The organism is Ornithinimicrobium humiphilum (genome assembly GCF_006716885.1).
Lineage (GTDB): Bacteria > Actinomycetota > Actinomycetes > Actinomycetales > Dermatophilaceae > Ornithinicoccus > Ornithinicoccus humiphilus.
Map to the genome: position 1 here is coordinate 312,799 of NZ_VFPU01000002.1, position 6,587 is coordinate 319,385.

The following is a 6,587-nucleotide window of genomic DNA, read 5'->3' on the forward strand; positions in this document are numbered from 1 at the left end:
GGGCCCCCGACCGAGAGGCACCCGATGTCCACCAGCCCCAGCTCCTCCCCGTTCACCGGTCTCGGTGTCGCCCTGGCGACGCCGTTCGTCACCGGTCTCGACGCGGTGGGCCAGGGGCGAAAGCCCGAGGTCGACCACGCGGCCTTCGGGCGGCTCGTCGAGCACGTGCTCGCCGGCGGCCTCGGCGCCGACTACCTGGTGGTGCTCGGCTCCACGGGCGAGGCGGCGACGGTGACCGACCTCGAGCGGCACGCACTGGTGCGCCAGGCCGTCGAGGCGGCGCGGGCGAGCGGCCACGACGTGCCCGTCGTCGTGGGCGTCGGGCACAACGACACCGAGCGGGCCTGCGAGCTCGCGGCGCAGGCGGCCGCGGCGGGTGCCGACGGGCTGCTCGTCGTGACGCCCTACTACAACAAGCCGCAGGTCACGGGCATCGTCGCGCACTTCCGCGCGGTGGCCGAGGCCGCCCCGGGCCTGCCGATCATCGCCTACAACGTGCCGAGCCGGACCGGCCTGAACCTCACCCCGGCGGCGATGCGCGCGCTCTGGCAGGTCGAGCAGGTCGTGGCGCTCAAGGAGTCGTCCGGCGACGTCCGGCAGATCGCCCGGCTGTGCCAGCAGGCCCCGGCCGGCCGGTCCGTGCTGGCTGGTGACGACGACATGGCGCTCGCCTCGATCGCCGTCGGCGCCCGTGGCCTGGTGTCGGTCGTCGGCAACGTGGCGCCGGTCGAGACCGCCCGCCTCGTGCACGCGGCGATGGCCGACGACCTGCCCGCCGCCCGCGAGACCGCGGCCCTGCTGGCCGAGCTCGTCGAGGCGATGTTCGTCGAGACCAACCCGGTGCCGGTCAAGGCCGCACTGGCCTGCCTCGGGCTGACGACCGCGCAGGTCCGCCTGCCGCTGTCGCCCGCCGAGCCGGTCACCTGGACCACCGTGCAGCAGGCCCTCGCCGGCCTGCAGGCGCACCGCCGCACCGTGCTCCTGGGCGAGCGCCTCCTCGGGGTGGCCTCGTGAGCACCGCCGTGGCGACCACCCTGGAGGAGTTCTTCACCGACCGGCTCGACCGGGCGGGCGAGGACGAGGCGCGCGAGCGCGTCGAGGAGCTGCTCGGGGCGCTGGAGGACGGCACCGTCCGTGCTGCCACCCGCGGCGAGCACGGTGACTGGCAGGCCCACGCGTGGGTGAAGCGCGGCATCCTCGCGGCCTTCCGGCTCAGCGAGACCGTCGAGCTCGACTGGCCCGGTGGCGCGGTCGACCGCTCGCTCGTGCCCGCTCGCCGGCTCGGCCTCGGCGACGGCGTGCGGATCGTGCCCGGTGGCACCTCCGTCCGCCGCGGCGCGCACCTGGCGGCCGGCGTCGTCGTCATGCCGCCGAGCTACGTCAACGTCGGGGGCCACGTCGGCGCGGGCTCGATGGTCGACAGCCACGTGCTCGTCGGATCCTGCGCCCAGGTCGGCGAGGGCGTGCACCTCTCGACCGGCGTCCAGCTGGGCGGCGTGCTCGAGCCGGTGGGCGCGCGGCCGGTCGTCGTCGAGGACGGCGCCTTCGTCGGGGCCCAGTGCGGGCTCTACGAGGGCGTGGTCGTGCGGGCGGGCGCGGTCCTGGCCCCGGGCGTCTCGCTGACGTCCGGGACCACCATCTACGACCTGGTGACCGAGACCGAGCTGCGCGGCGAGCTGCCGGCGGGTGCGGTCGTGGTGCCGGGTTCGCGGCCGGCGCGGGGAGCCTGGGCGGAGGCACAGGGGCTCTCGCTCTACGCACCGGTCGTCGTCAAGTACCGCGACGGTTCCACGGACGCCGCCACGGTGCTCGAGGACGCCCTCCGGTGAGCACGCCGACGTCCGCCGCAGCAGGGGAACGGGGCCCGGCAGCGGCGAGCACGGCGGCGTCTCGGGGACCCGCTCCGGCGGGCACGGAGGGCGCAGGCCCGGTGGCGGGCGGCGGAGCACGGACCGCCGCCCGCGTCACCGGCCTCGCCCCCTCCGCCATCCGACGGATGGCGGTGGGGGCGCCCGAGGACGCGATCGACCTCGCGCTCGGCGAGCCCGGCTGGCCCCTGCCCGCGGTCGCCCGCGAGGCGCTCGCCACGGTCAGCGCCGAGCACGGGACGCTCCCCTACGGCCCCAACGCCTCGAGGCCCGAGCTGGTCGCGGCGGTCGCCGAGGTCCACGGGCAGCTGAACGGCATACCGACCCCGGGAGCGGACCGGGTGATGGTGACCTCGGGCAGCCAGGCGGCGCTCTTCGCGCTCTTCTCCGCCCACGTCGAGGTCGGGAGCACGGTGCTGGTGCCCGACCCCGGCTTCGTGTCCTACGGCTCGCTCGCGCACCTGTGCCAGGCCCGGGCCGCCGGCTACCCGCTCGGGCCGGGCGGCGTGCTCGACGCCGACGCCCTGGTCGCGACCCTCGACGCCCAGCCCGACGTCTCGCTCGTCGTGCTCAACCACCCGGCCAACCCGACCGGCGGTGTCGCGAGCGCGGCGGCGCTGGCGTCCGTGGCCGAGGCCTGCGCGCGGCGCGGGGCGGTGCTGGTCTCGGACGAGGTCTACCGCGAGCTCTGGGTCGGCGAGCGCCCCGCCGGGCTGCACGAGGCGGCCGGCCCCGACGCCGGGATCGTGCTCGGATCGGTGAGCAAGGCGTATGGCGCGCCCGGCCTTCGGGTCGGGTGGGCGGTCGGCGACCCGGCCCTGCTGGCGCCGGCGCGGGTGGTGCACAACGCGATGACCACCGCCCCCGCGGGCCCGTCGCAGCGGGCGGCGACGGCGCTGCTGCGCGCGTCAGCCAGCGTGCTGGAGGAGGCGCGCGAGCACGTGCAGGTGCGGTGGGAGACGGCCGGGCGGGCGGCCCCGGGGCTGCTGGCGCGGGCGGACACGGCACGAGGGAGCGCGGGGCGGGCCGGCGCATCAGCCGCCCGCGCCGGCTTCTACCTCTGGCTGCCCGTCCCCGACGACGTGGCACCTGCCGACACCACCGACTTCGCGCTCCGCGTGCGCGACACCAGCCGCGTGACGACGGTGCCGGGCGACGCCTTCGGCCCGGCCGGCGCCGGCTTCCTGCGGGTCAGCCTCGGCGGCCCGCTCGACGACCTGACGGAAGGACTGGGGCGGTTGGCGCCCTGGTGTGAGGCATGATCTTGGCACCCTCGACGCTCGACCTCTTCGCCTTCGGCGAGGATCGGCTGCTGGAGCTCACCGAGCAGCACCCGACGGCGTTCTTCGCCTACGACCTCGACGCGGCGCGCCGCCGGTTCCGCCGGCTGCGGGCCCTGCTGCCCGGTCGAGTGCGGCTGGCCTACGCCGTGAAGTCCAACCCCGGCCTGCCGCTGCTGGAGACCTTCGCGGCGGAGGGCGCGTGGTTCGACTGCGCCTCCGCCGGGGAGGTGTCGGCGGTGCTCGCGGCGGGCGGCACCGGCTCGGGCATGGTCGTCGCGGGTCCGGCGAAGTCGGAGCGCGACCTGCAGGCCGCCCTCTTCGCCGGCGCCCGGATCCAGGTGGACGGGATCGAGGACGTCGAGCGGCTGCATACCCTGCACTCCGGCGCGCAGCCGCTGCGCGTGAGCGTCCGCGTCAACCCCGCCTCCGGCATCACGGAGACCGCGACCATCATCGGCGGCGGCGGACCGAGCGCCTTCGGGGTGGACGAGGAGGAGCTCGACGCCTTCCTCGCCGAGGCCGCGCGCTACGACCGGGTGCGGGTGACCGGGCTGCAGGTCTTCGCCGCGAGCAACGAGCTCGACGCCGGGCGGTTGCTCGACAACCACCGGACCGCGCTGCGCATCGGCCGGCACCTGCACGAGGCGCACGGCATCGACCTCGACCTGATCGACGTCGGCGGCGGCCTCGGTGTCCGGTATGCCGCGGCCCAGCCCAACCTCGACCTGCGCGCCCTGGGCGCGGGGCTGGAGCGGGTGCTGGCGGAGAACCCGTGGTTCGGTGGAGAGCTGCTGCTGGAGCCGGGGCGCTGGCTCTCGGCACCGACCGGGGTCTACTGCGCCCGCGTGGTGCGCACCAAGGTGTCCCGCGGCGAGCGCTTCGTCATGCTCGAGGGCGGGATCAACCACCTGCTGCGGCCCCTGATGACCGGGCAGTCCTTCCCGACCCTGGCGGTGCGCCCCGGCGTGGGCGTGATCGGCGGCCGGTCGGCCAGCGGCCAGGGTGGCGAGCTCGTGCCCACCACCCTCGCCGGGCCGCTGTGCACCTCGCTGGACCGCGTCGGCAACGGCGACCTGCCGGAGGACCTGCGCCCCGGTGACGTCGTGGTCTTCGGCCAGGCCGGCGCCTACGCCTCGACCCAGGCGATGACGCACTTCCTCTCCCACCGCCCGCCGGAGCAGGTGTGGGTGCAGGACCGGGCGGTCGTGTCGGTCGCCCCGGTCGTCAGCGCCTGAGCAGGAGCCCACTGCGGGGGACGTGACACTGGTGCGGGAGAGGCACCACGGTCCTGGTTGGTGCAGGTGACGCCCCGAGGGTCGGCCGGTGCGCCAGGAGCACCGATGTCACGTGTCCGGTGCTCTAGGGTGCCGGCAGACCGAGGACACGGCCCGGAGGGGAGCCATGCACGAGGACCGGAACGACGAGCGATGGGCCGGCCACGTCCGGCAGGCCTACGACACGATCGCCGACGACTACGCCCGTGCGCTGCCCGACACCCGGGCGGAGAGCCCGCTGGAGCTGGCGATGGTCGAGGTCTTCGCCGACCGCGTGCGCGACGCCGGGACCGTCCTCGACGGAGGCTGCGGCACCGGCCGCATGGCCCGCCACCTGACCGGGCTGGGGTGCCAGGTCGTCGGCGTCGACCTCTCCCCCGGCATGGTGGAGCAGGCGCGCAGGCTCTCGCCAGGGGTCGACCTCACGGTGGCCTCGCTGCTGGACCTGCCGTTCGGCGACGCGACCTTCGCGGGCGTGCTGCTCTGGTACTCCACGATCCACGTCCCGGACGACCAGCTGCCCGGCCTGCTCGCCGAGGCGGTCCGGGTCGTCCGACCGGGCGGCTCGCTGCTGCTCGGGCTGCAGGCGGGCGAGGGCTCCGTCGACCTCTCGGCGAAGTACGCCGAGCAGGGTCACGACGTCACCCTCACCCGTTGGCGCCGGACCGCCGACGAGATCGCCGCGGCCCTGGGTGCCGTCGGGGCCGAGGAGGTCGCCCGGCTGGTGCGCGCGCCCGCCTTCGAGTGGGAGGGCGAGGACCAGGCCTTCGTGCTCGCCCGGCGCTCCGACTGACCGACCTGCGGGGCCCGTCCCCGCGTGGCACCGTGAGCACCATGGCGCGCGGGCGGCATACCCCGGACGAGGACGAGCAGCCGCTGGAGACCTATCGGCGGATGCGCGACTTCACGCGCACGCCCGAGCCCGCCGGGACCATCCCGGTCCCCGGCGACGGCGAGCGCGTCTTCGTCGTGCAGCGGCACCGCGCGACCCGGCTGCACTACGACTTCCGGCTCGAGGTCGACGGCGTGCTCGCGAGCTGGGCGGTGCCCAAGGGCCCGACGCTCGACCCCGAGGTGCGCCGGCTGGCGATCCACGTCGAGGACCACCCGATGGAGTACCTGCACTTCGAGGGCGTCATCCCGGCCAAGGAGTACGGCGGCGGAGACGTCATCGTCTGGGACACCGGCACCTGGGAGCCGCACGACGACGAGGACCCGGCCACGGCGATCAGGAACGGGACGCTCCACGTCGTGCTCCACGGCCAACGGCTGCGCGGCGTCTTCATGCTCGTGCGCACCGCGCGGCAGGAGGGCGACAAGGAGCAGTGGCTGCTCTTCCACAAGCACGACGAGCACGCGGTCGAGGGCTGGGACGCCGAGGACCACCCGACCTCGGTGCTCAGCGGCCGCACCAACGACGAGGTCCTCGCCGATCCCGACCGCGAGTGGCACAGCGACCTGCCCGCCGCCCAGGCCTCGGTCGAGCTCAAGGTCGCCGTGCCCGACCCGCCGACCGACGACGAGCTCGCCGCGCTGGACGCGCTCGGGGAGTCGGGCAGCTGGGAGATCTTCGGCCGCACCCTCAAGGTGACCAACCTCGACAAGGTGCTCTTCCCCGCCCGGGAGGGCGAGGAGCCGGTCACCAAGCGCGACCTGCTCCGGTATGCCGCACAGGTCGCCCCGGTCTCGCTCCCCCACCTGGCCGGGCGGGCGCTCAACCTGCACCGAAATCCCGACGGCGCCGACGCGAAAGGCTTCTGGCACAAGGAGCTGCCCCGGCACGCGCCGAGCTGGCTGCCGCGCTGGGACAACCCCGACGCCGACAAGGGCGAGACGCAGACCTATCTCGTCGTCGACGAGGCGGCGGCGCTGGTCTGGGCCGCCAACTTCGGCGCCCTGGAGTGGCATCCGTGGACCTCGCGGACCGACGCACCGGACCTGCCGACCTTCGTGATGTTCGACCTTGACCCCGGCGACCGCACGACCTGGGAGGAGCTGCTCGACCTGGCGCGGCTGCACCGCACGGCCTTCGAGGCGCTGCAGCTGCGCGCCTACCCGAAGGTGACCGGGAAGCGGGGCATCCAGATCTGGGTGCCGGTCCGACGCGGACCCAGCTTCGCCGACACCCGCGCCTGGGCCGAGAAGGTCTCGCGCAGCGTCGG

At 75.3% G+C, this 6,587-nt stretch carries 6 protein-coding genes; all 6 read left to right on the forward strand.

Annotated elements, in window-relative coordinates; genetic code table 11:
- Nucleotides 1-24: 24 nt before the first annotated feature.
- The gene (gene dapA / locus FB476_RS15105) at nucleotides 25-1,014 is read left to right on the forward strand and encodes a 4-hydroxy-tetrahydrodipicolinate synthase (RefSeq protein WP_141820867.1); all 990 of its coding nucleotides are present in this window, start codon (nucleotides 25-27) and stop codon (nucleotides 1,012-1,014) included.
- Nucleotides 1,011-1,829 carry a 2,3,4,5-tetrahydropyridine-2,6-dicarboxylate N-succinyltransferase gene (locus FB476_RS15110; RefSeq protein ID WP_238329822.1) on the forward strand — a complete coding sequence of 273 codons (819 nt, stop codon included), beginning with the start codon at nucleotides 1,011-1,013 and terminating at the stop codon, nucleotides 1,827-1,829. Before dapA ends, FB476_RS15110 begins: the two co-directional genes overlap by 4 nt.
- 101 nt (nucleotides 1,830-1,930) lie before the next feature.
- Nucleotides 1,931-3,130 (forward strand): pyridoxal phosphate-dependent aminotransferase, encoded by a 1,200-nt coding sequence (locus tag FB476_RS15115; RefSeq protein WP_141820869.1) that lies wholly within the window; start codon nucleotides 1,931-1,933, stop codon nucleotides 3,128-3,130.
- Nucleotides 3,127-4,386, forward strand: a complete 1,260-nt coding sequence (locus tag FB476_RS15120) for an alanine racemase (protein ID WP_141820871.1) — start codon at nucleotides 3,127-3,129, stop codon at nucleotides 4,384-4,386. The genes FB476_RS15115 and FB476_RS15120 overlap by 4 nt, the downstream gene beginning before the upstream one ends.
- A gap of 166 nt (nucleotides 4,387-4,552) precedes the next feature.
- Entirely contained in the window at nucleotides 4,553-5,218 is a 666-nt protein-coding gene (locus tag FB476_RS15125; RefSeq protein WP_141820873.1) for a class I SAM-dependent methyltransferase, read from the forward strand.
- A gap of 41 nt (nucleotides 5,219-5,259) precedes the next feature.
- On the forward strand, nucleotides 5,260-6,587 hold a 1,328-nt coding region (ligD, locus tag FB476_RS15130; RefSeq protein WP_141820937.1), incomplete at its 3' end, for a non-homologous end-joining DNA ligase LigD.